The sequence below is a fragment of the Bradyrhizobium sp. USDA 3397 genome (genome assembly GCF_054060965.1).
In genome coordinates this window covers 717,946-739,483 of the sequence record NZ_JBSSDS010000001.1, presented here as the reverse complement: position 1 = coordinate 739,483, position 21,538 = coordinate 717,946, and the positions used below count along the sequence as shown (strand labels likewise).

General features: G+C 64.7%; 20 protein-coding genes. 8 read left to right on the top strand and 12 right to left on the bottom strand.

The genetic code is table 11. From position 1 onward, the window contains the following. Positions 1 to 71 precede the first annotated feature (71 nt). On the bottom strand, positions 72 to 1,055 hold the full coding sequence (argC, locus tag ACVWYQ_RS03520) for an N-acetyl-gamma-glutamyl-phosphate reductase (protein ID WP_036022938.1): 984 nt from the start codon (positions 1,053 to 1,055) through the stop codon (positions 72 to 74). After that, positions 1,052 to 1,717, bottom strand: coding sequence for an FMN-binding negative transcriptional regulator (locus ACVWYQ_RS03515; protein WP_275509733.1), 666 nt, complete (start codon positions 1,715 to 1,717; stop codon positions 1,052 to 1,054). The genes argC and ACVWYQ_RS03515 overlap by 4 nt, the downstream gene beginning before the upstream one ends. A 369-nt stretch (positions 1,718 to 2,086) precedes the next feature. Here ACVWYQ_RS03515 and ACVWYQ_RS03510 point away from each other — a divergent pair, with 369 nt between their 5' ends. Then, complete coding sequence (locus ACVWYQ_RS03510; RefSeq protein ID WP_404541299.1) at positions 2,087 to 3,088, top strand: MBL fold metallo-hydrolase; 1,002 nt, start codon at positions 2,087 to 2,089, stop codon at positions 3,086 to 3,088. A 54-nt stretch (positions 3,089 to 3,142) separates the two neighbouring features. Here the strand turns inward: ACVWYQ_RS03510 and ACVWYQ_RS03505 are convergent, their stop codons facing one another. After that, positions 3,143 to 3,673, bottom strand: a complete 531-nt coding sequence (locus tag ACVWYQ_RS03505; RefSeq protein WP_271546656.1) for a DedA family protein — start codon at positions 3,671 to 3,673, stop codon at positions 3,143 to 3,145. A 273-nt stretch (positions 3,674 to 3,946) separates the two neighbouring features. On the opposite strand from ACVWYQ_RS03505, the gene parE reads away from it, so the two are divergent. The 4 genes from parE (at position 3,947) to ACVWYQ_RS03485 (ending at position 8,382) form a co-directional block, all read left to right on the top strand. Next, positions 3,947 to 5,989 carry a DNA topoisomerase IV subunit B gene (gene parE / locus ACVWYQ_RS03500; RefSeq protein WP_271546657.1) on the top strand — a complete coding sequence of 681 codons (2,043 nt, stop codon included), beginning with the start codon at positions 3,947 to 3,949 and terminating at the stop codon, positions 5,987 to 5,989. 442 nt (positions 5,990 to 6,431) lie between these two features. Continuing rightward, positions 6,432 to 7,214: an outer membrane protein gene (locus ACVWYQ_RS03495; protein WP_404541303.1), complete on the top strand. Its 783-nt coding sequence runs from the start codon at positions 6,432 to 6,434 to the stop codon at positions 7,212 to 7,214. Positions 7,215 to 7,404: 190 nt separating this feature from the next. Beyond that, positions 7,405 to 7,590 (top strand): hypothetical protein, encoded by a 186-nt coding sequence (locus ACVWYQ_RS03490; RefSeq protein WP_036000069.1) that lies wholly within the window; start codon positions 7,405 to 7,407, stop codon positions 7,588 to 7,590. Between the two features lie 21 nt (positions 7,591 to 7,611). Then, positions 7,612 to 8,382 (top strand): SDR family NAD(P)-dependent oxidoreductase, encoded by a 771-nt coding sequence (locus tag ACVWYQ_RS03485; RefSeq protein WP_271546662.1) that lies wholly within the window; start codon positions 7,612 to 7,614, stop codon positions 8,380 to 8,382. Between the two features lie 111 nt (positions 8,383 to 8,493). Here the strand turns inward: ACVWYQ_RS03485 and ACVWYQ_RS03480 are convergent, their stop codons facing one another. From ACVWYQ_RS03480 to ACVWYQ_RS03465, 4 genes are all read right to left on the bottom strand, one after another. Then, positions 8,494 to 9,258 (bottom strand): outer membrane protein, encoded by a 765-nt coding sequence (locus tag ACVWYQ_RS03480; RefSeq protein ID WP_456725427.1) that lies wholly within the window; start codon positions 9,256 to 9,258, stop codon positions 8,494 to 8,496. A gap of 179 nt (positions 9,259 to 9,437) precedes the next feature. Further along, on the bottom strand, positions 9,438 to 10,655 hold the full coding sequence (locus ACVWYQ_RS03475) for an FAD-dependent oxidoreductase (RefSeq protein WP_456725426.1): 1,218 nt from the start codon (positions 10,653 to 10,655) through the stop codon (positions 9,438 to 9,440). A 211-nt stretch (positions 10,656 to 10,866) separates the two neighbouring features. Next, positions 10,867 to 11,298, bottom strand: coding sequence for a hypothetical protein (locus ACVWYQ_RS03470; RefSeq protein WP_456725425.1), 432 nt, complete (start codon positions 11,296 to 11,298; stop codon positions 10,867 to 10,869). A gap of 378 nt (positions 11,299 to 11,676) precedes the next feature. Then, positions 11,677 to 13,191, bottom strand: coding sequence for a caspase family protein (locus tag ACVWYQ_RS03465; RefSeq protein ID WP_157285884.1), 1,515 nt, complete (start codon positions 13,189 to 13,191; stop codon positions 11,677 to 11,679). A gap of 202 nt (positions 13,192 to 13,393) precedes the next feature. On the opposite strand from ACVWYQ_RS03465, the gene ACVWYQ_RS03460 reads away from it, so the two are divergent. The 3 genes from ACVWYQ_RS03460 (at position 13,394) to ACVWYQ_RS03450 (ending at position 17,399) form a co-directional block, all read left to right on the top strand. Next, a complete protein-coding gene (locus tag ACVWYQ_RS03460; RefSeq protein ID WP_456725424.1) occupies positions 13,394 to 14,359 on the top strand; it encodes a helix-turn-helix domain-containing protein in 966 nt (321 codons plus the stop codon). A 299-nt stretch (positions 14,360 to 14,658) separates the two neighbouring features. Continuing rightward, a complete protein-coding gene (locus ACVWYQ_RS03455; RefSeq protein ID WP_036022928.1) occupies positions 14,659 to 16,167 on the top strand; it encodes a DEAD/DEAH box helicase in 1,509 nt (502 codons plus the stop codon). Between the two features lie 164 nt (positions 16,168 to 16,331). Then, the gene (locus ACVWYQ_RS03450) at positions 16,332 to 17,399 is read left to right on the top strand and encodes a GGDEF domain-containing protein (protein ID WP_271546673.1); all 1,068 of its coding nucleotides are present in this window, start codon (positions 16,332 to 16,334) and stop codon (positions 17,397 to 17,399) included. Between the two features lie 174 nt (positions 17,400 to 17,573). Here the strand turns inward: ACVWYQ_RS03450 and ACVWYQ_RS03445 are convergent, their stop codons facing one another. From ACVWYQ_RS03445 to sufD, 5 genes are all read right to left on the bottom strand, one after another. Beyond that, the gene (locus ACVWYQ_RS03445) at positions 17,574 to 17,993 is read right to left on the bottom strand and encodes a TfoX/Sxy family protein (protein WP_271546675.1); all 420 of its coding nucleotides are present in this window, start codon (positions 17,991 to 17,993) and stop codon (positions 17,574 to 17,576) included. A 166-nt stretch (positions 17,994 to 18,159) separates the two neighbouring features. Further along, positions 18,160 to 18,570, bottom strand: coding sequence for a HesB/IscA family protein (locus ACVWYQ_RS03440; protein ID WP_074447904.1), 411 nt, complete (start codon positions 18,568 to 18,570; stop codon positions 18,160 to 18,162). Between the two features lie 49 nt (positions 18,571 to 18,619). Further along, positions 18,620 to 18,991: an SUF system Fe-S cluster assembly protein gene (locus tag ACVWYQ_RS03435; protein WP_018641712.1), complete on the bottom strand. Its 372-nt coding sequence runs from the start codon at positions 18,989 to 18,991 to the stop codon at positions 18,620 to 18,622. After that, positions 18,988 to 20,235 carry a cysteine desulfurase gene (locus tag ACVWYQ_RS03430; RefSeq protein ID WP_456725423.1) on the bottom strand — a complete coding sequence of 416 codons (1,248 nt, stop codon included), beginning with the start codon at positions 20,233 to 20,235 and terminating at the stop codon, positions 18,988 to 18,990. Before ACVWYQ_RS03430 ends, ACVWYQ_RS03435 begins: the two co-directional genes overlap by 4 nt. Then, positions 20,232 to 21,536: a Fe-S cluster assembly protein SufD gene (gene sufD / locus ACVWYQ_RS03425; RefSeq protein WP_456725422.1), complete on the bottom strand. Its 1,305-nt coding sequence runs from the start codon at positions 21,534 to 21,536 to the stop codon at positions 20,232 to 20,234. Before sufD ends, ACVWYQ_RS03430 begins: the two co-directional genes overlap by 4 nt. Positions 21,537 to 21,538: the final 2 nt, after the last annotated feature.

Genomic DNA, 21,538 nt, shown 5'->3' with positions numbered 1-21,538 from the left:
ATGGGCCCCGGCTCTGCAGCGCATCACTGAAGAAGTGCTGCGCTGCGTCCGGGGCACGAGCAGTGCCTGCCTCACTCCTCCGGCAGGCCGAGCATCAGCCGCATGTTCTGCACGGCTGCGCCGGATGCCCCCTTGCCGAGATTGTCGAGCCGGGCGACCAATAGCGCCTGGTGATATTTGTCGCTGGCGAAGACGTAGAGCTCGAGCATGTTGGTCTCGTTGAGCGCCTCCGGCTCGAGCCGGCCGCCCTTGCTCGCCTCGTTCTGCAGCGGCATCACCTTGACGTATTTCGAGCCGGCGTAACGCTTTGCCATCGCGGCCTGCAGGTCGGCGCCGCCTGGCTTGCCCGGCAACGTGTCGAGCTGGAGCGGCACCGAGACCAGCATGCCCTGGCGATAATTGCCGACCGAGGGAATGAAGATCGGCCGCCGTGTCAGGTTCGAATAGAGCTGCATCTCCGGCAGATGCTTGTGCTCGAAGCCGAGGCCGTAGAGCTCGAAGGACGGCGCGCTACCATCCTCGAAGCTTGCGATCATCGACTTGCCACCGCCGGAATAGCCGCTCACCGCGTTGACGGTGACGGGATAATCAGGCGGCAGCAGGCCGGCATCGACGATCGGCCGCAGCAGCGCGATCGCGCCGGTCGGATAGCAGCCGGGATTGGAAACCTTCTTCGCGGCCTTGATCTTGCCGGCCTGGTCAGGCGTCAGCTCCGCAAAGCCGTAAGCCCAGTCCGGCGCGACCCGGTAGGCGGTCGAGGCATCCAGCACCTTCGGCGCGTGAGCCCCCATGCCGTCGACCAGGGCAACGGTTTCCTTGGCGGCATCGTCGGGAAGGCAGAGGATGACAAGATCCACCTCCTCCATCAGCGCCTTCTTGGCCGCGGGATCCTTGCGCTTGTCGTCGGCAATGGTCTTCACCGCGACGTCGCTTTGGAGCTTCAGCCGCTCGTTGATGCCGAGCCCGGTGGTGCCGGAGCCGCCGTCGACGAAGACGGTGGCCGGCTTCTTGGCCGCGCTGGTGGCCGGAGCTTTGGTGGTGTCAGCGAGGCTCATGATGCGCTCCCTTCGAGCATGTTCGTGTCGTCTGCGAAAATCTGCGGCCTTGCCTGCCGCATCAATTGTGAGATCCGCTTGGCATCGGCATCGCCGCCGTCAAGCGCATTCGCGATCGCTGCATAATCGGCATCCGACTTGTGCTGGTTCAGCTTGAAGCTGCCTTCGACCTCCTCAACGGTCATGACCAGCCCAACGATCCCTTTCTTCATCGTCTCCAGCCGACCCGCCGTCATCTTGGCCGACGTCCACGGCTTTTTCGGCAACAGCCAGCTCTCGAACTTGGCGCTAAGCGTCTCGAGCTGCACCGCCAGCTCGTCATCCGACAACAGCCGAACCGGCCCGCTCAGATGCACCGACTGGTAGAGCCAGGTCGGAACCTGATCCGGCGAGACGTACCAGTCCGGCGATACATAGGCATCCGGGCCGTTGACCGCGAGCAGCCACGACGCCTCGCCGCCCGCCAGCTTTAGCAGCGGATTGTGACGGGCGAGATGAAAGGCAGCCTGCGGGGTGCCGTCCGCGGCATAGGTCAAATAGAACGGCAGCGGCGAGGCGATCGGCCGCTTGCCATCGAAGGCGCACATCGTACCGAAGCCGCGCTCCTCGGCAAATTTCAGGCTCGTGGCGCGGTCCTGCTTGAAAAAGGGTGGCGTGTACATCGTGGTCTCCTGCTGGGCCTCCTCGGGGGGCCGCCGGATCAGATCGCGCTGACAGGAGAGAGGATGCCGCGGATCGGGTCCAGCGGCAAAGACGATGATCTCAAACGCGATCGACCGCCCAAACCGCTAAGCTGCGGCGGCGGCGACGGGCGAACAGAATGGTCGCGGCGTTGATCATGGCGCGCGGCTATAATGCCAGCTGGTTCCATGGTCAAGAGTAAATCGGTTCAGTGGGACGGCAGGATGCGCACAGATGTCATCGGACCGCCGTGGAATTTCTACTAAAAGTAGGGGTTTTCGAGAACGACCGGCGGGACACAACCTCTTCGCCGGCCCCGAGCCGTTCGCACCCAGCCTCAGGACATCACCATGACCGAGATTACTCGTCGCGCAACGCTAGCAGGCGCCGCCGCATCGGCGCTCCTGCCTTTCGTGAAGATTTCGCCCGCGGGCGCCGCCGCGCCGCTGGCCGAGAAGCAGAATGCGAGCTTCTATCGCTACAATGTCGGCACCCACCAGGTCACGGTGGTCTGCGACGGCGTTGCGACCGTCAATCTGACCGACAATTACGCCGCCGGCGCCAGCAAGGATGACATCAACAAAGTGTTCGCCGAGCACCACCTGCCGGCCGACAAGGTCACCCACACCTTCAACCCGGTGGTGGTCAACACCGGACCGAAGCTCGTCGTCATCGATACCGGGCTCGGTCCCGACCAGTTCACACAGTCGAAGGGCAAGGTCGGCCAATTCCAAAACAATCTCGCCGCCGCCGGCATCGACCGCGCGGCGGTCGATACCGTCATCATCTCCCATTTCCATGGCGACCACATCAACGGCCTGCTGGCGGCCGAGAACAAGCCCGCCTTCCCCAATGCCGAGATCATGGTTCCGGCGGTGGAATGGAAGTTCTGGATGGATGACGGCGAGATGAGCAAGGGGATGGGCAATCCGATCCTCGAGAACAATTTCAAGAACATCCGCCGCGTGTTCGATGCCCTGGGCCGCAAGGTCACGCAATATGAGGCCGGCAAGGAAGTCGCGCCCGGGATCACCTCCATGGCGAGCCCCGGCCACACGCCGGGCCACAATTCCTTCATCGTCGCCTCCGGCGCCGAGAAGGTGCTGGTGCAGGTGGACATCACCGCGGGCGCAGCGTTCCTGTTCGTGAAGCATCCCGAATGGAACATCGCATCCGATGTAGACAAACCGCTGGCCCAGCAAACGCGCCGCAAGCTCTACGACATGGCGATTGCCGAGAAGATGCCGATCCAGGCCTTCCACGCCGCCTTCCCCGGTCTCGTCCGGGTCGAGAAGGAAAAGGACGGCTCCGGCTACCGCTGGATCCCCGCGATCTGGAACGCATCGCTGTAGGCTTGCGCAGTAGGCTTGGCCTGACGCCCTGACCGGGCAGCCCCGGTTGCCCGGTCAGATCACGCGCCAGATCCATTCCATGATCTTGGCGAGCACGTCGCCGAACAGCAGGAGCACGGCGGACCAGATCAGGGCCGAGACAAAGTTTGCGGCCTGGAAGGTCCAATAGGGCATCTCGAAGATGCCGGCCGCAAGCGGCACCGAGGCGCGCAAGGGGCCGAAGAAGCGCCCGATGAAGATGCTGGGAATGCCCCAGCTGCGCACGAAAGCCTCGCCCCTGGGCAGGAGTTCCGGATAGCGCGAGAGCGGCCACATCTGCGCGACCCGCTCCTTGTAGCGGAAGCCGAACCAATAGGAGACCCAATCGCCCAGCGCCGCACCGAGTGCGCCGGCAATCCAGACCGGGAAGAAATTGATGCCGCTGGCCCCGATCAGCGCACCGATCGCCACCAGCGCGCCCCAGGCCGGGACCAAAATCGAAATGAAGGCAAGCGACTCCCCGAATGCGAGCAGGAATACGATCGGCGCGGCCCAAGCCTGGTGAGCGCGCACGAATTCGACGAGGGCGTGCGCAAACTGCTCCATACCAGATTAGCCTTCCCGCCCCGTCTCAAGGTGCTGCTCGATGAAAAGGACTGGTAAGCCAAGGACTTGTGTGACATCAAGTCACATAACCCGACATCACCAGGCCGGAGCGTCAAATTGCCGGGAAATGGCGAGGCTGCGGCGTAAAATCGCCGGGATTGCCTCCCAACCCACAGCGCCCGACCGCCCTGCGGTAACCTTTCCAAGTCAGAAGTGGCATAGTCGGCCTAACCGATTCGCTGCCTCTGCAGCCCTCAAACCGCATCAAGATATATGTCCAAACAGTTGAAGCCAAAAGCAAAAGACGATTTTTTCGGCGGTGACGAGCCGAAGGCCCGCGCCGCCGTCAAGGCGGCGCCGCGCAGTGGCGGGGAAGCCGATTACACGGCAGCCGACATCGAGGTGCTCGAAGGGTTGGAACCGGTGCGGCGCCGGCCGGGCATGTATATCGGCGGCACCGACGAGAAGGCGCTGCATCATCTGTTCGCCGAAGTCATCGACAACTCGATGGACGAGGCGCTGGCCGGGCACGCGACCTTCATCGGAGTCGAGCTGAGTGCGGACGGTTTCCTGACCGTCACCGACAACGGCCGCGGCATCCCGATCGATCCGCATCCGAAATTCCCGAAGAAGTCGGCGCTCGAAGTCATCATGTGCACGCTGCATTCGGGCGGCAAGTTCGACAGCAAGGTCTACGAGACCTCGGGCGGTCTGCACGGCGTCGGCATCTCGGTGGTGAACGCCCTCTCCTCGCGTCTCGAGGTCGAGGTTGCGCGCAGCCAGAAGCTCTACCGCATGACCTTCGAGCGCGGCCATCCCAAGGGCAAGCTTGAGGACCTCGGCAAGGTCAACAATCGCCGCGGCACGCGCGTGCGCTTCAAGCCCGACACCGACATCTTCGGGCAGAAGGCCGCGTTCAAGCCGCAGCGCCTGTTCAAGATGACGCGCTCGAAGGCCTACCTGTTCGGCGGTGTCGAGATCCGCTGGAACTGCGCGCCCGAGCTGCTCAAAGGCGTCGAGGACGTGCCGGCGGAAGCGACGTTCCACTTCCCGGGCGGCCTCAAGGACTATCTCGCTGCCGCGATCCACGCCGACACGCTGGTGCATCCGGACATCTTCTCCGGCAAGTCAGGACGCAACGGCGCGCACGGCGCCTGCGAATGGGCGGTGGCCTGGACCGCGGATGCCGACGGCTTCCTCTCCTCCTACACCAACACCGTGCCGACGCCCGACGGCGGCACCCACGAATCCGGCCTGCGCAGCGCGCTGCTGCGCGGCTTGAAGGATCACGCCGAGCGCGTCGGCCAGGGCAAGCGCGCCGCCTCCGTCACCTCGGAAGACGTGATGGTGGGCGCCGCCGTGATGCTGTCGGTGTTCGTGCGCGAGCCCGAATTCCAGGGCCAGACCAAGGATCGCCTCGCCACCGCCGAAGCGCAGCGCATCGTCGAGCAGGCAATGAAGGACCCGTTCGACCATTGGCTGTCGGGCAATCCGAACATGGCCAACCGGCTGCTCGACTTCGTCATCGACCGCGCCGAGGAGCGGCTGCGGCGGCGGCAGGAGAAGGAGACCGCGCGCAAGACGGCCGGCAAGAAGCTGCGCCTGCCCGGCAAGCTCGCCGACTGCACCGATGCCGGCACCGAGGGCTCGGAGCTGTTCATCGTCGAGGGCGACTCGGCCGGCGGCAGCGCCAAGCAGGCGCGCGACCGCAAGACCCAGGCCGTGCTGCCGCTGCGCGGCAAGATCCTCAACGTCGCCTCCGCCGGCAAGGACAAGCTGACGGCGAATGCGCAGCTCTCCGACCTCGTGCAGGCGATCGGCTGCGGCACGCTCGCGCAATATCGCGAGGAGGATCTGCGCTACCAGCGCATCATCATCATGACCGACGCCGACGTCGACGGCGCCCACATCGCCTCGCTCCTGATCACCTTCTTCTACCGCCAGATGCCGCGGCTGATCGACGAAGGCCACCTCTTCCTCGCGGTGCCGCCGCTCTACAAGCTGACCCACGGCTCCAAGTCGGTCTACGCCCGCGACGACGCCCACAAGGAGGCGCTGCTCAAGAGCGCGTTCAACGCCAACGCCAAGGTCGAGGTGAACCGCTTCAAGGGGCTCGGCGAGATGATGCCTGCGCAGCTCAAGGAGACCACCATGGACCCGGCCAAGCGGACGCTGCTCAAGGTGGTGCTGCTGGCCGACGACCGCGACACCACGGCGGATTCGGTCGAGCGGCTGATGGGCACCAAGGCCGAGGCGCGCTTTGCCTTCATCTCGGACAAGGCCGAGTTTGCCAGCGACGAGCTGCTGGACGTTTGAGGCGGCAACCAAACCGGCTGCACGCCAACACAGCCCCGGCCCAAAGCCGGGGCTGTGTCTTTGGGGCAACGGCCGTTGTTTCGGACCAGTTTACCTTGTGTGCTGCCGGGATCTTCGTTGCTTCCGGGGATGCGCCTCGCGGCGACTCGGCCAGCGACTCAGCGGATGTTGCGGCCGGGAGCAGGATTGCCTCCGTCTCGGACAAAACCGAATTTGCTAACGAAACCTTACTCAAGATCAAGTCGCCAAAACTTGCTCAAGCCATTGAAATATAACAATTTTTCTAGATCTAGGAGACGCCGCCGCAAAATACCCGCGCACCGGCGTTTTCCGGCGACTGTGCCTGTCCGGCAACAGCATTTCGGCAAGAACCGTCTATAGTTCAGGCATCAGATGACACGGACTTCAGTGCGCTCGCGCCGACAAGGTTTGGGGATTTAAAATGAAGAAGACATTGCTCGCTTTGACCGCGCTCGCGGCGATGACCGGTTCGGCCTCGGCTGCCGACTTGGGCGCTCGTCCCTATGCGAAGGCTCCGATGCCGGCGCCCGTCGCCAACTGGACCGGCTTCTACGTCTTCGGCGGCGGCGGCGGCGGTCTCTCCAACACCGACCAGCATGTGCAGACCACGGTGGGCGCGGTTCCGCTGACGATCAATCAGCGTCAGGGCGGCTCGGGTTGGTTCGGCACCGTCGGCGCCGGTTACGACTGGCAGTTCAGCGGCACCTGGGTTGCCGGTGTGTTCGCTGACGGTCAGTTCGGCAGCATCAAGGGCACCATCCAGGATCCTATCTTTGGCCTCACGGGCAGCCAGAAGCTGGAAACCTCGTGGGCTGCTGGTGTTCGCCTCGGCTGGCTGGTCGCACCGAACGTTCTCTCCTACGTGAACGGCGGTTACTCGGGCGCGCATTTCGGCCGCACCAACTTCACCAACCTCGCCGGCACGCCCGCTGGTATCCACCTCGACGGTTACGATCGTCACGGCTGGTTCGTCGGCGGCGGCGTCGAGAACAGCCTGAACTTCTTCGGCATCACCTCGCCTGGCTGGTTCATGAAGACCGAGTATCGTTCGGCCTTCTACAGCGGCAAGACCAACACGGAGCTGACCGACGTCGGCAACGTTCCGCTCGCCAACAGCATCCGCACCACCCACTGGAACCAGACCATCAGCACCTCGCTGGTCTACCGCTTCAACTGGACCGGTCCGGTCGTCGCGAAGTACTGATCCGATCTCACGATCAAGCGTCAAAGCCCCGGCATCGCCGGGGCTTTTTCGTTTTGGGCTCTAGCGTCCTTGCGGCCACGGCCCATTGTGTCCGTACCAGAGCTACGGCTAGTCTGTCGGCAAGTTTTCGTGGCTGCGGCAGTCATTGATGCCGTGGAGCGCGACAGAAGCGGACCGATGGGAGGAAGGCATGCGCAGATTTCTGCTGGTGGCAGGCCTGTTTGCAACCGCCCTCGGCCTGCTCTGGATCGGACAGGGCACGGGCACGGTTCCGTGGCCGCGATCGAGCTTCATGGTCAACCAGCTGCACTGGGCCGGCTATGGCGCAGCCATGGCCGGGTTCGGGCTGGTGCTGATCTGGCAGAGCAACCAATAGAAGAAACCAGGGAATCCAAGCATGACATCCAGCCGGTTCGATCTCCGCGGCAAGGTCGCGATCGTCACGGGAGGCAATGGCGGCATCGGGCTCGGCATGGCGCGCGGCCTCGCCGATGCCGGCGCCGATATCGCCGTGGTCGGACGCAACGAGAGCAAGTCCGCCACCGCCGTGGCCGATCTCAGGCAGCGCGGCGTGAAGGCGATCGCCGTCGCCACCGACGTGACCGACAAGGCGGCGGTCGCAGCCATGATCGACCGTGTCGTCAAGGAGCTCGGCCGCATCGACATCCTCGTCAACAATGCCGGCATGAGCATCCGCAAGCCGCCGCACGAGCTCGAGCTCGACGAGTGGAACAAGGTGATCGACACCAATCTCACCAGCGCCTTCGTGTGCTCGAAGCTGGCCTATCCGGCGCTGAAGGCGTCCGGCAACGGCAAGGTGATCAACATCGGCTCGATGATGTCGATCTTCGGCGCGAGCTTCGCGACCGCCTATGCAGCCAGCAAGGGCGGCATCGTGCAGTACACCCGCGCCTGCGCCAATGCCTGGGCGCCGGACAACATCCAGGTCAACGCCATCCTGCCGGGCTGGATCGACACCGATCTCACCCGTGGCGCGCGACAGCAGGTCTCGGGGCTGCACGAGCGCGTGCTGGCGCGCACGCCTGCGGGGCGCTGGGGCGACATCGACGACTTCGCCGGCATCGCCGTGTTCCTGGCATCGTCCGCGTCGAATTTCGTCACGGGCACCGCGATCCCGGTCGACGGCGGATTCTCGGTGATGGCCTGAGGCCGGTCTGCGCGCCATCCAACAACGCAAAAAAGAAGCCCCGGACGACGCCGGGGCTTTTGAATTGAGACAGTGCTTTTCTTGATCGTTGGTCGCGTTGCGTCGACGTGCTCAGTAGCGGGCGATGGTGGGGGCGTCGAACTTGTAGCTCGCACGCACCACGGCCCACTGAATGTCGCGCGGCTTGGCATCGAAGGTGTAGTTTCCGGAGGTGCCGCCGAGCTGATAGGTCTGGCTGGTGAAGGCCGCGTAGTTGTATTCGAGGCCGACGATCCAATTGCGGGTGACGCCGTACTCCCAGCCGGCGCCGACGGTCCAGCCGTTGGCCCAGTGGGTTTGTCCGCCCGAGCCCGTCGCCACACCGACGGTGTCGGTGACCGAGAGGCGGTTGTTCGCGCCGGCATAGCCACCCTTGAAATAGAACAGGTTGTTCTGCACGGCGAAGCCGGCGCGGCCGACCACGGTGGCGAGCACGTTGGTACGCCAGGAGAACACGTTATCCCCCGCGCCAAACGCGGTGTTCGTGAACGAGCCCTTGTTATCGAGGCCGGAGATCGTGCCTTCCACGCCGAACACGTAGTTGTTGGCTTGCCAATTGTAGCCGATCTGCGCGCCGCCCATGACGCCCGCGTTGCGCTGGCGATAGCCCTCTCCCGGCAGCAGATCGCCGAACGCCGCGCCGGTGCCGTTGTTGATGAACTGCTGGTTGGTCCATGCGCCGCCGATGTGGCCGCCGACATAGAAGCCGGTCCAGTTGAACAGCGGCTCGACATAGGCGGGCGCCTTCGTGTAGCGCGCACCGAGATCGGCGGCGGAGGCACCGGTCGAAACCAGAGCCGTCGTGCAGGCGAAGGCGGCAATCAACTTATTACGCATGGTACACCCCGTGTCCTTGGATGGACGCACGGTCACAGACGGCTCTTACTAAAATTGAAATCAACACGGTTAACGTGGCGGTTGGGCCAGCATCACGCCGTGAATCCGATGGCGATGTTGCAAGCGTGCAACGCATCGCGCGCGAATTCACGCCGCGTTATCCCCACCGAAGTCCTACGCTAGGATTGCGGTGCGGCGCGCGAATGCACGTGCTCGGGCCGCACGCCGAGCGCAAGCAGGCGCGCCGGGATGCCCTGCAGCCATGGCAGCGCGGTGATGAGGCGCACGACCAGCGGCACCTTCAGCGGCCGATCGCCGCCCTGCAAGGCGCCGCTGATGATGTTGTTCTGCACGACCATCTGCATTCGCTGTGTCATCTTCACAGGGAACTCGCGACGGCGCCTGATGGCATCGAGCTCGTGCTCGGACGGGCAGCCATGCTGCAGCTTGTCCGCCAGGAGGTTCGCGGTTGCAACCGCATCCTGCACGGCGAGATTGACGCCGACGCCGCCGATTGGCGACATCGCATGGGCGGCATCGCCGATGCACAACAGGCCTGGCTGCGTCCAGCGCGTCAGACGGTTGATCGCGACGGTGAGCAGCTTGACGTCGTCGAAGCTCTTCACCTCGGCGATGCCGGAGCGGAGGATCGGCGCCATGCGCACGACGTCGTCGAGCAGCGCCGAAAGTCCCCTCGCCTTCACCGCATCGTACTGTCCCTTGGCGATGACATAGGCGCACTGCCAATAATCGCCGCGGTCGAAGGTGATCATCATCTTGCCGGGCTCGACCCGCGCGAACACGTTCTCGGTCTCTTCGGGTCTGCGGCCGGCGCGAAACCACAGCACGTCCATGGGCGCGCCGATCTCCTCGACGCTAAGGCCGGCGCGCTCGCGCACCGTCGAATGCCGGCCGTCGCAGGCGATGGTGAGATCGGCCTCGATGTCGATGATGCCCTCAGGCGTCTTCGCCCGCACGCCGGCGATCGTCTCGCCGCGGCGGATCAGATCGATCGCCTCCGTGCTCATCATCACCTCGAGCGAGGCAAAGCGCCTGCCCGCCTCGCGCAGAAAATTCAAGAAGTCCCATTGCGGCATGAAGGCGATGAAGGGGTATTTGGTATGGAGCCGGCTGAGATCGGCAATGCGCACCGGCGTGCCGCCGAACAGGCCGTCCATTTTTTGCAGACGCTGGTGCGGCAACTTGAGGAAGCCGTCGATCAGGCCGAGCTCATCCATCACCTGAAGCGTCGAGGGATGCACGGTATCGCCGCGGAAGTCGCGGAAGAAATCGGCATGCTTCTCCAGCACCACGACGTCAATGCCGGCGCGTCCCAGGAGGTAGCCGAGCATCATGCCGGCAGGTCCCCCGCCGACGATGCAGCAGCGGACCTTCATGGTCCTCGCAGGTTGTTGGTCGGGTGTCACTGCAGACGAGATCCGCGAGGTGAGTATCGATGAAGAGATGTCCGCCGATACTAGCGCGATTCAGGTCAAAGACAGTCCTAATTGTGCAGGGCGCAGGTGGATCAATGCCGGTTGGGAGCAGCAGACCGGCGTCAAATGAAAGGCCCGTTTCGTGCGGGCCTTCCGTGACAATCGCGTTCGACTATTTCTGATCCTCGCTGCTCGTCCCGGACCCCGGACTGCCGATCGGCACCCCATTCGGAGCGCGCCCGGCACCCATGTTTCGCTCGGCCTGAGCTGCCGTGGGCGACTTGCCGGCGGCAGTCGGCGCCTGAACGTTGGGATTGGTCGGGCTGTTATTGGTGTTGATGTTGGCGCCTGTGGTGGTGCCCTGCGTTCCCATCCCAGAGGGAGCCGACGGCCCGGAATTGGCACTGCTGGGCGAGGTGCCGATTCCGGCACCCGAGCTGGCCGCAGATCCGCCGCTGGCTCCGCCGGTCCCCGTGCCTGCCGCGGCACCGGCACCCGCACCTGCGCCACCACCACCGCCTCCGCCACCACCGCCTCCTTGAGCAAGGGCGGCCGTCGAAAGCGCAGCACAAGCGATCGTGACGAGGATGGATTTACGGATCATGGATCGTCTCCCTGGTTTGGCAGACAATCCAGCCCGGCAGGAGTTGTTCCTTCCGCAGGGGAAGCGAGCTTCTCGTCTCAGGACTTTGGCGACTTGCGGTCCCACGGCCGTTTGCCCTCGGCGTCGCGATCCCATGGCCGCGTGGCCGGAGCCCCCTTCTCATCCTCGGCGGCCTTCGCGCGGTCCGCCTGGACGCGTTCGCGATCGGTGAGAGGTGGGGCTGTGGGAACTGGATTCGTTTGAGCCAGAACCGGAAGCGTCGTAAGGAGCGCGACAATAATGAATTTTGTCATTCCCGGCTCTAGCACTTTCACCTTGGCTTGTCCGATTTAAGTTCGGCCGCTGCGCAAGATCATCCCGTCACAATCGAACAGCGCATCAATTATTGCTCCGGTTCGCGCTGCGAAAGCTCTTGATCTCTGACACGCTGCCGTCGCGATAGGTCAGCTCCACCGAGACGGATTTCGTGCTTGGCGCGAGCTTCATGTAGAGCGGCATGCCGGCGCTGACCGCGCTGGGGTCGCGCATGTCGCAGGGCGGCATCTTCAGCACCTGGTTGGGCACGGCGGTGTCGACGCCGATGCGCACCTCGCGAATGGCGCAGCGGTAGGAGACGAGATGCGTGTAGTAGACGAGCAGTCCGTTGAACTCGCGGAACGACAGCCAGCTCGTCGAGGTCATGTCGAGGATTTTGCGCTGGTCGCGGATCAGCGCGGCCTCGGGATCGAACCTGATCGGGAACGGGCCCTGCATGTCGCCGGACTGATCGACATAACGGACCTCGATGGTCCCGGCCTGCGCATCCGGCGGCAGCTCGATCGACGGGTTGGGCATCCGCTTGCGCGTGCGCGGATCGAGCGTGTCGATGAATCCGGTCTCGCGGAAATCGCCCGCGCCGGCCATGCGCCAGGAAATGCCGAGCGTCGGATCGGCGAAAGAGAAGGTCACGCTCCAGCCGCCATTGTGACGCGAGAAGCTCGCGATCGGCGCGTTGAGGGTCTCCTCCTTGGGCATCTGCGGCACCGACACCGGCGGCAGCGCCGCAAGCTTCGTGGGCGGCGGATCGTCCGAACGCGCGGCGGTGTCCTTGGCGAGGCCGCTGAGGAAGACATCGTCGACCATCTGGTCGAAATAGACAGGCACCTGCCTGTGCTTCACGGTGTCGGCGAGCTCGCTGACGGCACGGCGGGTACGCTGCGCCACCTGCACCAGATTCTCGCCGGGCTTGAGCAGCTCCTTGGCGAAGGTGCGAGTAAACACTGAGTTTGGATTGGCGTCGTCATTGGAGAGCCGATCGAGCGCGGTCTGGCGGGGACCCGCGGAGAACACCGAGAACACGCCCTCGGGCAGCTGGGTCATCGGTGCGAGACCGCCGGCGCCGGCGACCGCACGGGTGCCCTTGCGCTCGAACGGGTTGTTTCGGCAGGCGTCGAACACCAGGATCGAGGTCCGCGCCTTCTTGTTCTGCAGCCGCTCGACGATGCGGTCGGCCAGGATCGAGGCGTCACGCACCAGCTCCTCCTGCCCTTCGGTCGCAGCCGGCACGTCGGTCGGCAGCAGATAGTTCTGCCCCGCGATCTCGAAGCCGTGGCCGGCATAGAAGAAGAACGCGGTGTCGCCGGGCTCGATCGCCTTGTCGAAGGCGAGCAGCGTCTCGGAGAATTGCTGCCGGCTCTGGTTCTCGGCGACCATCACCGAGAAGCCGAGCTGCCTCAGCGTGTCGCCCATGGTGCGGGCGTCGTTGACCGCCTTGAGCAGCTTCGGCACGTTCCTGTAATCGTTGTTGCCGACGACCAGCGCGACGCGCTTCTCGGCACAGGCGGGCACTGCGAAGCCGCTCAGGCCTACCGCGAGGCCAAGGGCCGCCAGAATTCTGAAAAGCCGACGCGTCATCGCAAAATTTCCCGTTGCAGAACCGGCCCTGCCGCCGATCTTCGAACGGCAGTTCATGGGACCCCCTGCCGCTGTGTGATAGTCGGCCCAGACCTGACGACGGTTCAAGGACGCTGGGGCTCCGATTGTACGATCCGACTATGGCCGATTCCGCTGGAATCTGTTTCCTTTTGGACAATTTCGCCGGAAGCGAGGGGCTGCCGTGTTGCACTGGTGTACGGACGAGGTCGACCCGAAGGATCGATTCGACTATTGGCGCGAGGTGCGCGCCAAGGGGTTGTTCGGCGTCACCGCCGAGCTCGCGCGCGAACGGCGCGCGGACTTCTTCGGCGAATTCTCGCTGCGTAAGCTGGGCGGCGCCGGCCTCGTCGAGCTGAAGGCCTCGCCCTACGCGGTCGAGCGCAGCGCGTCGGACATCGCCTATGCCCCGGGTGAGGCGATCTGCGTCTATCAGCAGCTCGGCAGCGGCGGCTGGTTCGGCGGCATGCGCGCAAGCGACTTTGCCATTGCCAATGGCAGCTTCGCCACCAGCCATACCGACCTGCCCTACCGCACCGGCCCGCTGGGCACCGGGGGCTTCCACCTGCGGATCCTCAAGATCCCCGTGAGCCACATCCCGGTACAGGACAAGCGCATGCGCGAGCTGGCGCCCCGGACCTTCAACGATCCGGCCCTGGCGCCCCTGCTCGCGGCCTGCTTCGCCGATCTCGGCGAAATCGCCGCGGACGATACGGCCTCTGCCGTCCAGACCTCGTTGGTCCAGGCGTTGGCCCACCTGGCGCTGATCGAGCGCGGCATCGTGCGGCCCGGAAGCCGGCGAGGACAGGAGGCACTGCGGACCGCCCGCCTCTCGCAAGCCCGGCGGCTGATCGCGCGCCACCTTCAGGACCCCAATCTTGCGCCGGCCATGGTGGCCGACCTGCTCGGCGTCTCCGTTCGTCACCTGCACATGCTGTTCGAGATGGCGGAGAAGAGCTTTTCCCAGACGGTGACCGACGAGCGCCTGAAACAGAGCCGCCGCCTGCTGCGCGAGGCGCCGGAACGGCTGATCGCCGACATCGCGTCGTCGTGCGGCTTCGAGAGCCTGGCGACCTATTACCGGGTATTCAACGCCGCTTATGGCATGGCCCCAGGTGATTTCCGGGCAAAAGGCTCGGACGGGCCTTAGCTGCTGTCTTGGCGGTTGCGGCTAGGCGGAGGGGCTCGGGGGAAAACCCCAGCCGCGCCCGTGATTTGGGCAAAAACCTCAGGCTTTTTAGGCTCTTCCCGCGCCCGCTCCATTGACTTTGGCCAATTCCCGCCTATGTTCCGGGTCGACGCGGCTCAGATCGAAGAGCGATTCCTGAGCCTTGCGCTTTGTCCGCGTGAGTCAGCACCCCCAGCTTCTTCGAGAGCGCGCCGTTTCGGGGTGGAACGCGACAGCCTTATTACCCTCGATTCCGAACGGCGGTTTCGACCAGAGGCTCAATGTCCTTTTCAGATCTCGGACTGTCCGAAAAAGTCCTCGCCGCAGTGGCGGCCACCGGTTACACCACCCCCACCCCCATTCAGGAACAGGCGATCCCCCACGTCCTCGCACGCAAGGACGTGCTCGGCATCGCCCAGACCGGCACCGGCAAGACCGCGGCCTTCGTGCTGCCGATGCTCACCATCCTCGAAAAGGGCCGCGCCCGGGCGCGCATGCCGCGCACGCTGATCCTCGAGCCAACCCGCGAGCTCGCGGCCCAGGTGAAGGAAAACTTCGACCGCTACGGCGCCGGCCAGAAGCTCAACGTCGCCCTCCTGATCGGCGGCGTCTCCTTCGGCGACCAGGATGCCAAGCTGATGCGCGGTGTCGACGTGCTGATCGCCACCCCCGGCCGGCTGCTCGACCATACCGAGCGCGGCGGCCTGTTGCTCACCGGCGTCGAACTGCTCGTCATCGACGAAGCCGACCGCATGCTGGACATGGGCTTCATCCCCGACATCGAGCGCATCTGCAAGCTCGTCCCCTTCACGCGGCAGACCCTGTTCTTCACCGCGACCATGCCGCCGGAAATCCGGCGCATCACCGAAGCCTTCCTGCACAATCCGCAGAAGGTCGAGGTCTCCAGGCCCGCCACGACCGCCGTCACCGTGACGCAAGCCCAGGTGCCCGCCGGCCGCGAGGCGCACGAGAAGCGCGAATTGCTCCGCCGTTTGCTACGCGAGGCTAAGGACCTCAAGAACGCGATCATCTTCTGCAATCGCAAGCGCGAGGTCGCGATCGTTCACAAATCGCTGCAGAAGCACGGCTTCAGCGTCGGCGCCCTGCACGGCGACATGGACCAGCCGGCCCGCATGGCCGCGCTCGACCAGTTCCGCAAGGGTGAGCTGCCCCTCCTCGTCGCCTCCGACGTCGCCGCCCGCGGTCTTGACATTCCCGAGGTCAGCCACGTCTTCAATTTCGACGTTCCCCACCACGCCGACGATTACGTCCACCGCATCGGCCGCACCGGCCGCGCCGGCCGAACCGGCACCGCGATCTCGATCGTGACACCGCTCGACCAGAAGTCGATGGCGGCAATCGAGAAGCTGATCGGCCAGAGCATTCCGCGCGCCGAAGGCGACTATGACGTCCACGCCGAAGCGGGCGAACAAGGCGAGCGTCCGCGCGAGCAGCGCGGCCGCGAGCGTTCACGCGGCGGACGCGGCAAGCCGCAGCGCGGCGAGCGGCGCGGTCATGACCGCGAACGCAGCCACGAGCCGCGCGAGGCGCGTGGCGAGGCACGGGCGGCTCCCGAGGCGAGGCCGGCACGCGAGGCACGGCCTCCGCGCGAAGCCAGGCAATCATCCGAGCCGCGCAATGGTGCGCGCCCGCAAGCGAATTCGTCGCATGTGCCCTCGATCGGCCGTCCCGAGCCGCGCCGCCAGCGCGAGATCGACAGCGAGCCGGGCGATCACTCGCATCTGCCGGCGTTTCTTCTGCGGCCGGTGCGCTCCCCCGCCGGCGCCTGAAGCGCGCTGGCGCGCCAGATTTCGGTTGAAAATCCTCGAACTGCAATTTTTTGGATGCCCCGTGAACGTATATTTACGGGGCGTTCACGATCGTCCGTTAGCCTACGAACATAATTTAAGGATTGCTGCGGTCGATGGCGCGTCGGCCGCTGTGGGGATGTTCAGTGATCAAGGTACTCGACGAACACGAACGCACGCTGGCGTTCGCCGAGGTGGCGCTCGGTCAGATCCGATCGCTTCGACAGACGGCCATTCCCCGCAATTACGAGATCTGGTACGTCTACGCCACCGGCTACAACGCACCGCTCAATAAGATCATCAATGAGACGCTGGCGCGCAGCGGCAAGCTGACCGAGGCCGATCTCGAGCAGATCTACGAGACCTATCTCTCCCACATCAAGACTACCGACCGCATCGACAAGGTCGGCGCGCGCGTCGTCGGCGAGATCGACGACGTGGTGAAGGTGTTGGGCGAGGCGCTCGGCATGACCGGGGCCTACGATACCAGTCTGTCGGATGCGACCGAGAAACTGTCGTCGGCCGAGAACCGCGACCAGGTCAAAGCGATCGTCGAGGCGCTGCTGCGCTCCACCAGCGAGATGCGCGAGACCAACAAGGCGCTGGAAGACCGGCTGACGCTGTCGAAGAACGAGATCAGCAATCTTCAGCAGAGCCTGGAGGCGATCCGCGCCGAAAGCCTGACCGATCCGCTCACGGGCCTGGGAAATCGCAAATATTTCGACCGCATGATCGGCATGGCGGTGCAGAGCGCGCTCGCCTCGGGCGAGCCGCTGTCGCTGCTGCTGTTCGACATCGATCACTTCAAGTCGTTCAACGATTCCTACGGCCATCTCACCGGCGACCAGGTGCTGCGGCTCGTCGGCCTTTCGCTGAAGCAGACCATCAAGGGCCAGGACATCACCGCGCGCTACGGCGGCGAGGAATTCGCGGTCGTTCTCCCCAACACCGCGATGCGCCAGGCACTGACGGTGGCCGATCACATTCGCCGCGCCGTGATGGCCAAGGAATTGAAGAAGAAATCGACCGGCGAAATCCTCGGCCGCGTCACCATCTCCGTGGGCGTCTCCATGCTCAGGGAGGGCGACGACACCGACGCGCTGATCGAGCGCGCCGACGCCTGCCTCTACGCCGCCAAGCGCAACGGCCGCAACCGCGTGATCTGCGAAGCCGATCCGGAATTCGCGATCGAGAGCCACAGCCGGGTGGCGTAGCGCCAAATTCATCTACCGCCGTCATTCCGGGGCGCACCTCTTGGTGCGAGCCCGGAATCCATACTCACGACGGTGGTTATGGATTCCGGGCTCGCGGCTATGCCGCGCCCCGGAATGACGGTGACAAGGGAGCGAGAACTTGGCCTCAACAACGGGCGAGCTTCCGCCGTCGCGTTATGAGCTACGGCGACCCGCCTTACGCGCCGTTTTCTTGGCCGCCCGCTTCTTTGCAACGGGCTTCTTCCTCGCCGCCTTCTTCGCCTTCGGTCGTTTCTTCACCTTGGCGCGCTGCGCGGCAGTGAGCGCCGCCCTCGCCCATTGCGCAAGCTCCTGGGAATCGTCGAACAGACGCGCCGGCAGCTCCCAGTAGGAATTCACAACCACGGTCTTGGCGCGGGTCGAATACTGGAACGGCTTTGAGCCTTCGGCTTCGAAGTCGGGAATGGTCGTCTCGTCGGCGCGAAAGAACAGGCCGGCGCGCAGTGACAGCGCGAAATTGACGCCGTCGGCGGAGATGCCGTAGCCGGAGAACATTTTCCGGATGGTGACCGGGCCGAAATCAACGAACAGGTCGATCAGGAATTCGCGGTCCATGCTGACGCTCTCTCGTGCCCCGGACGCAGCGCAGCGTGTAACGGTGCGCTGCAGAGCCGGGGCCCAGCCCTCTGCGACGGAAAGTATAGCGTGGATCCCGGCTCTGCGCAGCAGCGCAAGCGCGCTGCAGCGCGTCCGGGACAAGAGAGCAGAGCGTAGGCCGAAATTACCCGTCGATCTTTGCCGGCCGCAGCTCGACCGATTCGCCGCAACCGCAGGCGGAGACCTGGTTGGGATTGTTGAAGACGAACTGGGCCTGCATCTTGTCGGCCTTGTAGTCCATCTCGGTGCCGAGCAGGAACAGCACGGCCTTGGGATCGACCAGGATCTTGACGCCCTTGTCCTCGACGACCTCGTCGGTCGGGCGGATGTCGTGGGCGTATTCGACCGTGTAGGACTGGCCCGCGCAGCCGCCGTTCTTCACGCCGACGCGCAAGCCCACGATTTCCGAGTCCGCACGCTGGGTCAGCTCGGTGATGCGCTGGGCAGCGGCGTCCGTCAGCCGCATCACCTGCGGGCGCGGCCGCCGCGGCTTCGGAGTGGATGCTGGTGTCGAGCCTGACGAAATCTGGGTCATGTTGTCTATGTGGTCCGTTGCGGAGCGAATTCAATGCGGGCCGAGACCGTCACCACATGTTCAGCACGAGGCGGGCCTCGTCGCTCATGCGTTCCGGCGACCACGGCGGCTCCCAGACGACCTTGACGTCGACCACGCCGACACCGGGCACGCTCGCCACCGCGTTCTCGACCATGGTCGGCAGCTCGCCGGCGGCCGGACAGTTCGGCGTTGTCAGTGTCATCTGCACGTCGACGGAGCGGTCGTCCTTGATCTCGACCTTGTAGATCAGGCCGAGCTCGTAGATGTCGGCGGGGATTTCCGGGTCGAACACGGTCTTGAGCCCGGCGATGATCTCGCGGGTCAGCCGCTCGGTCTCCTCCGGCGGCAACGCCGAATGGGTCTCCATCGGATTGGCTTTGATTTCGGCCGTGTCACTCATGCAAACAAATCCCGCGCCTTCAGCAGCGCCTGTGCCAGATGATCGACTTCTTCCCGCGTATTATACATGCCGAACGAGGCCCGGCATGTCGCCGTCACGTTGAACCGCTCTAAAAGCGGCATGACGCAATGGGTGCCGGCGCGCACCGCGATGCCCTGGCGGTCGATCACGGTGGCGACATCGTGGGCGTGCGCGCCCTTGAGCTCGAAGGAAATCACGGGGCCCTTGCCCCGCGCCGTGCCGATCAGCCGCAGCGAGTTGATCTCGCGCAGGCGCTCCTGGGCGTAGGCGGTGAGGTCGGCCTCGTAGGCGGCGATGCGTTCCTTGCCGATCGAGTTGACGTAGTCGATGGCAGCGCCAAGGCCGACCGCCTCGACGATGGGCGGGGTGCCGGCTTCGAACTTGTGCGGCGGATCGCCATAGGTGACCCAGTCCTTCGCAACCTCGCGGATCATCTCGCCGCCGCCGTTGAAGGGCCGCATCGCGACGAGGTGCTCATGCTTGGCATAGAGCGCGCCGATGCCGGTCGGGCCATAGATCTTGTGGCCGGTGAACGCGTAGAAATCGCAGTCGAGATCCTGCACGTCGACGGGCAGATGCACCGCGCCTTGCGCACCGTCGACCAGTACCGGAATGCCGCGATCATGGGACAGCCGCACCACTTCCTTGATCGGAACGAACGTTCCGAGCGCGTTCGACATCTGGGTGATGGCGACAAGCTTGGTCTTCGGCGTCAGCAGCTTCTCGAACTCGTCGATCAGGAAATTGCCCTCATCATCGACGGGCGCCCACTTGATCACTGCGCCATGGCGTTCCCTGAGGAAATGCCAGGGCACGATGTTGGAATGGTGCTCCATAATCGAGAGGACGATCTCGTCGCCTTGCTTGATGTTCGGCTCGCCCCAGGACGACGCCACGAGGTTGATCGCCTCGGTGACGTTGCGGGTGAAGATGATTTCCTCTGTCCGACGGGCGTTGACGAACTGCGCGACTTTTGCCCGCGCGCCCTCATAGGCCTCCGTCGCCGCATTGGCGAGGTAGTGCAGGCCGCGATGCACGTTGGCGTATTCGGACGTATAGGCCTGCGTCATCCGGTCGAGCACAGCGCTCGGCTTTTGCGCCGAGGCGGCGTTGTCGAGATAGACGAGCGGCTTGCCGTAGACCTGCATGGCGAGCGCCGGAAAATCCTGGCGCACGCGCGCAACGTCATAGGCGCCGTTCTTGACCGCCGGATGCGTGCTCATGACCGCCGCTCCAGCCAGCGCTCGGCGATGCCGATCACGTGCTCGCGCAAAGTATCATCGGCGATCTGCTCGATCGCCTCGCCGACAAAGGCCTGGATCAGCAGCGCCTGGGCCTGCTTCTCCGGCAGGCCACGGGCTTTCAGGTAGAACAGCAGGCTGTCGTCGAGCGCACCGGCGGTGGCGCCGTGGCCGCAGGAGACGTCGTCGGCAAAAATCTCGAGCTCGGGCTTGTTGTCGGCCTCGGCCTCGTCCGAGAGCAGCAGCGCGCGCGTCATCATCTTGCCGTCGGTCTTCTGCGCGTCGGGACGGACAATGATGCGGCCCTGGAACACCGAATGGGCGCGGTCGTCGATCACCGCACGGAAGATCTCGCGGCTGACGCAGTTCGGCACGGCATGATCGACCACCAGTGTGGTGTCGCCATGCTCGGTCTTCTTCAGGAGGTTGACGCCGTTGACCGAGAGCTTGCTGCCCTCGCCCGCCAGCGTAATGAAGCCCTGCAAGCGGCTGACCGCAGCGCCGCTGGTCATGTTGAAGACGTTCAGCTTGGTGTTGGCGCCGACGGTGACGAACTGCGATGTGATGTTCACCGCATCGGCCGCATCGTCCATCAGGCGGATATGCGCGACGTCGGCGTCGTCGCCGATCGAGACGATGACGGCGTCGTTGACCTGGTAGGCCGCAGCGCCGGCGGCGACGAAGCTCTCGATGATGGTGGCACGGGCGCCCTTCCCGATCGCCACCTGCGAGCGGGTGATAGCCGAGGCCGATGCGGCGGTCGCAACATGGATGATCTGGACCGGCGCAGAGAGCTGCGTTCCATCCGCGATCGACAGTACCACGCCGTCGGTCGCCAGCGCCGCGTTGACCGCGATCACGGCATCGGTGGACGCGGTCTTGAGGAGACCGGCATCCTTATCCAGCGTCTCGCGCAGAGTCTTGAAGCTGACCTCGGACGCAAGCGCCTTCACGTCTGAAAGCTCGGCCGCGAACACGCCATCGACCAGCACCAGCTTGCAGGCGCCCGCGATTGCATGCGCCTTCGCCGCGTCCGCGGCGCGCTTCAGCGCGGTCGTATCGGGCACGGCGGCCAGCGGCAGCACCTCCCCGACCAGCGCGCGCAGGTCGGTGTATTTCCATTCCTCGATCCGGCGGTGCGGCAGCCCGAGACGCTCATAGGTCTCGAATGCCTCGCGGCGCACTGCTGCCACATCAGGCGAACCCGGCAGGCGGCCTTCGGCGCTGGCGAAGAGATCGCTCACCGCGCGGCCGCTCCCGGTCTTTGCCACAGCAACGTTCATCT

Coding starts and splice junctions, on each gene's coding strand:
- ACVWYQ_RS03470 (WP_456725425.1), bottom strand. CDS start 11,298: ATGATCCGTAAATCCATCCTCGTCACGATCGCTTGTGCTGCGCTTTCG.
- ACVWYQ_RS03445 (WP_271546675.1), bottom strand. CDS start 17,993: ATGGACCGCGAATTCCTGATCGACCTGTTCGTTGATTTCGGCCCGGTC.
- ACVWYQ_RS03430 (WP_456725423.1), bottom strand. CDS start 20,235: ATGAGCACGCATCCGGCGGTCAAGAACGGCGCCTATGACGTTGCGCGC.
- ACVWYQ_RS03440 (WP_074447904.1), bottom strand. CDS start 18,570: ATGACCCAGATTTCGTCAGGCTCGACACCAGCATCCACTCCGAAGCCG.
- argC (WP_036022938.1), bottom strand. CDS start 1,055: ATGAGCCTCGCTGACACCACCAAAGCTCCGGCCACCAGCGCGGCCAAG.
- ACVWYQ_RS03455 (WP_036022928.1), top strand. CDS start 14,659: ATGTCCTTTTCAGATCTCGGACTGTCCGAAAAAGTCCTCGCCGCAGTG.
- ACVWYQ_RS03435 (WP_018641712.1), bottom strand. CDS start 18,991: ATGAGTGACACGGCCGAAATCAAAGCCAATCCGATGGAGACCCATTCG.
- ACVWYQ_RS03480 (WP_456725427.1), bottom strand. CDS start 9,258: ATGCGTAATAAGTTGATTGCCGCCTTCGCCTGCACGACGGCTCTGGTT.
- ACVWYQ_RS03495 (WP_404541303.1), top strand. CDS start 6,432: ATGAAGAAGACATTGCTCGCTTTGACCGCGCTCGCGGCGATGACCGGT.
- ACVWYQ_RS03490 (WP_036000069.1), top strand. CDS start 7,405: ATGCGCAGATTTCTGCTGGTGGCAGGCCTGTTTGCAACCGCCCTCGGC.
- ACVWYQ_RS03475 (WP_456725426.1), bottom strand. CDS start 10,655: ATGAAGGTCCGCTGCTGCATCGTCGGCGGGGGACCTGCCGGCATGATG.
- ACVWYQ_RS03510 (WP_404541299.1), top strand. CDS start 2,087: ATGACCGAGATTACTCGTCGCGCAACGCTAGCAGGCGCCGCCGCATCG.
- ACVWYQ_RS03505 (WP_271546656.1), bottom strand. CDS start 3,673: ATGGAGCAGTTTGCGCACGCCCTCGTCGAATTCGTGCGCGCTCACCAG.
- ACVWYQ_RS03485 (WP_271546662.1), top strand. CDS start 7,612: ATGACATCCAGCCGGTTCGATCTCCGCGGCAAGGTCGCGATCGTCACG.
- sufD (WP_456725422.1), bottom strand. CDS start 21,536: ATGAACGTTGCTGTGGCAAAGACCGGGAGCGGCCGCGCGGTGAGCGAT.
- parE (WP_271546657.1), top strand. CDS start 3,947: ATGTCCAAACAGTTGAAGCCAAAAGCAAAAGACGATTTTTTCGGCGGT.
- ACVWYQ_RS03465 (WP_157285884.1), bottom strand. CDS start 13,191: ATGACGCGTCGGCTTTTCAGAATTCTGGCGGCCCTTGGCCTCGCGGTA.
- ACVWYQ_RS03515 (WP_275509733.1), bottom strand. CDS start 1,717: ATGTACACGCCACCCTTTTTCAAGCAGGACCGCGCCACGAGCCTGAAA.